Raw genomic sequence first — 2,440 nt, 5'->3', positions numbered from 1 at the left:
TCATCAATGCCCGCGACGCGATGCCGGACGGCGGCACGGTGACGATCCGGGCGCGCAATGTCGTGCTGAACGAGACGCCCCTTGCCGGCGATTTCGTCGCAATCGAGATCAGCGATACCGGGCTCGGAATTCCCTCCGACGTTCTCGACAAGATCTTCGAGCCCTTCTTCACGACCAAGCCGATCGGAAAAGGTACGGGCCTCGGCCTGTCGCAGGTGCACGGGTTCGCCCACCAGGCGGGCGGCACGGTGAAGGTCGCAAGCGAGCTCGGAAAGGGCACGACCTTCACGGTCCTGCTGCCACGAGGAGACGAGACGCCATCAGCCGACGCACCGGGAGAGCCGGCGTTTCGCGGCAGCGGCACGGTATTGCTGGTGGAGGACAATCCCGACGTCGCGCTCGTCAGCACCGGACTGTTGGAGCAGCTCGGCTACCAGGTGCGCCGGGTTGCCGACGCCGAAGCCGCCTTGCGCGAGATCGAGACCAACGGGGTGGACTTCGTGTTCTCGGATATCGTCATGCCCGGCAAGATGGATGGCTTGACCCTCGCCCATCATCTCCGCCAGATCCACCCCGGCCTGCCGATCCTGCTCGCGACCGGCTACAGCGAGGTGGCCGCGGGCGTCCGCGGCGATTTCCCGATCCTGCGCAAGCCCTACGAGATCCACGAGCTGAGCGAGGCGATCGCGAAATTGCCGAGGTGACCGGACCTACACCGTCGGCAGCACCGAAAACGCTTCCCCTGCCCGGCGCAGATTCAGCTCATCCACGCTCGCCGTCTCGCTGGTGACACTGTCGACGCGCGCGGACGGCGGGCCGTGGCGGCACAGCGCAACCATGTCGGCGATGTGCTTCGGCGTGCCCGCGAACAGCGCTTCCACGCTGCCGTCGCGGCGGTTGCGGACCCAGCCTTCGAGACCGCTCGTCGTCGCCTGGTATTCAACCCAGGCCCGATAGCCAACGCCCTGCACGCGCCCGCGGATCATGACCTGGAGGATCGCCCGGCTCATCGCTTCAGCCCGAGCACGTCGGCGCTGCGCGCCTTGACGTCGGCCTCCCGCATGACGCGGGCCGTCAGCTCGGAGGATGCGAGCCCTTTGAGGTTTTTTGGCGCAACGCCTTCGCGCAGCGCCTTCTGCGTCTCGTAAACCGCCTGCGTCGCGGCGGCGATCGGTGCATGGCCCTGGAGCGCGATGCGAACGCGTTGGCGTGCGAGGTCATCGAGCGCGCTCAACGCCTCCGGCGCGCCGCCGAGCACGATCGGCAGGCGCGTGGCGGATGCGATGGCCTCGAGCTCGGTGCGCGACTTGATGCCGGTGAAGAACAGCGCATCGACCCCGACGGCCTCATAAGCGCGGGCGCGGCGAACCGCATCCTCGATCGAGGTGATCGCGGCGGCGCCCGTGCGGCCCATGATGACCAGGGAGGGATCGCTGCGGCCGTCGAGCGCCGCCTTCATCTTGCCGATGCCTTCCTCGAGCGAGACCAGCTGCGCCTTCGTCTCGCCGAACGCCGCCGGCAGCAGCGTATCCTCGATGGTGAGCCCGGCAGCGCCCGCCATCTCCAGCTCCTGCACCGTGCGGCGCACGTTCAGCGCATTGCCGTAGCCGTGATCGGCATCGACGAGCACCGGCAGCGCCGAGGCACGCGACATCCGCCGCATCTGCTCGGCAAGCTCGGTGAGGGTGATAAGCGTGACATCGGGGTCGCCGAGCACGGCCAGCGAAGCGACCGATCCGCCGAACATGCCGAGCGGAAAACCGAGATCCTCGGCAATGCGGATCGAGATCGCGTCATAGACCGAGCCGGGATGGACGCAATTGTCGCCCGACAGGATGGAGCGAAGTTTCTCGCGGCGGGAACGAAAGGCCATGGGTGCCTCACTCTCAATTCCTCATCCTGAGGAGCGCGCTCTTGCGCGCGTCTCGAAGGATGCAGGCCCGGCTGTGGCCTCGCCCTTCGAGACGCCGCGCAAGCGCGGCACCTCTGGGTGAGGGTCGACTGTCGTGCTCCGGAGCGCTCTAAGCAAACTCCAGGATCAGCGCGTCCACCGCGAGCGTCGCGCCGGCGCTGGCGTGGATCTTCTTCACCGTACCATCTTGCTCGGCGCGCAGCACGTTCTGCATCTTCATGGCTTCAACCACCGCGAGCGTCTCGCCGGCCTTGACCTCCTGCCCCTCGGTCACCGCGATGGAGACCACGAGGCCGGGCATCGGGCAGAGCAGCTTCTTGCCGCTGTCGGACGCAGTCGTGACCGGCATCAGCCGCGCGGACGCTGCTTCCGCCTCGGTCCAGACATAGACCGGCACCTCGACGCCCTGATGCGCGAGACGGACTCCGTTCGCGATCGGGCGTGTCTGCACCGCGACGAGGTGGCCGTCGATGGTGCCCTGCCAGACCGGATCGCCGGGCTTCCAGTTCGAGAGCAGCGTGACGGGCT

The 2,440-nt window shown here is 67.6% G+C and carries 4 protein-coding genes; 1 reads left to right on the top strand and 3 read right to left on the bottom strand.

The window, feature by feature from the left end; translation table 11 throughout:
- The coding region (locus JHD07_RS23895; RefSeq protein ID WP_291626528.1) for an ATP-binding protein at nt 1-704 on the top strand (704 nt) is incomplete at its 5' end.
- A 6-nt stretch (nt 705-710) separates the two neighbouring features.
- On the opposite strand, the gene JHD07_RS23890 is transcribed toward JHD07_RS23895, so the two are convergent.
- The 3 genes from JHD07_RS23890 to JHD07_RS23880 all read right to left on the bottom strand — a co-directional run.
- The gene (locus JHD07_RS23890) at nt 711-1,010 is read right to left on the bottom strand and encodes an acylphosphatase (RefSeq protein ID WP_291626526.1); all 300 of its coding nucleotides are present in this window, start codon (nt 1,008-1,010) and stop codon (nt 711-713) included.
- Entirely contained in the window at nt 1,007-1,873 is an 867-nt protein-coding gene (locus JHD07_RS23885) for an isocitrate lyase/PEP mutase family protein (protein ID WP_291626524.1), read from the bottom strand. Before JHD07_RS23885 ends, JHD07_RS23890 begins: the two co-directional genes overlap by 4 nt.
- Before the next feature lie 148 nt (nt 1,874-2,021).
- The coding region (locus tag JHD07_RS23880; RefSeq protein ID WP_291626522.1) for a DUF2118 domain-containing protein at nt 2,022-2,440 on the bottom strand (419 nt) is incomplete at its 5' end.

The sequence above is a fragment of the Bradyrhizobium sp. genome (genome assembly GCF_016462955.1).
GTDB lineage: Bacteria > Pseudomonadota > Alphaproteobacteria > Rhizobiales > Xanthobacteraceae > Bradyrhizobium.
The sequence above is the reverse complement of the archived record's forward strand: the minus strand, read 5'-3'. Positions and strand labels throughout refer to the sequence as shown.

Bases quoted from the DNA above. Each gene is read 5' to 3' on its own strand.
- JHD07_RS23890 (WP_291626526.1), bottom strand. From the start codon at position 1,010: ATGAGCCGGGCGATCCTCCAGGTCATGATCCGCGGGCGCGTGCAGGGC.
- JHD07_RS23885 (WP_291626524.1), bottom strand. From the start codon at position 1,873: ATGGCCTTTCGTTCCCGCCGCGAGAAACTTCGCTCCATCCTGTCGGGC.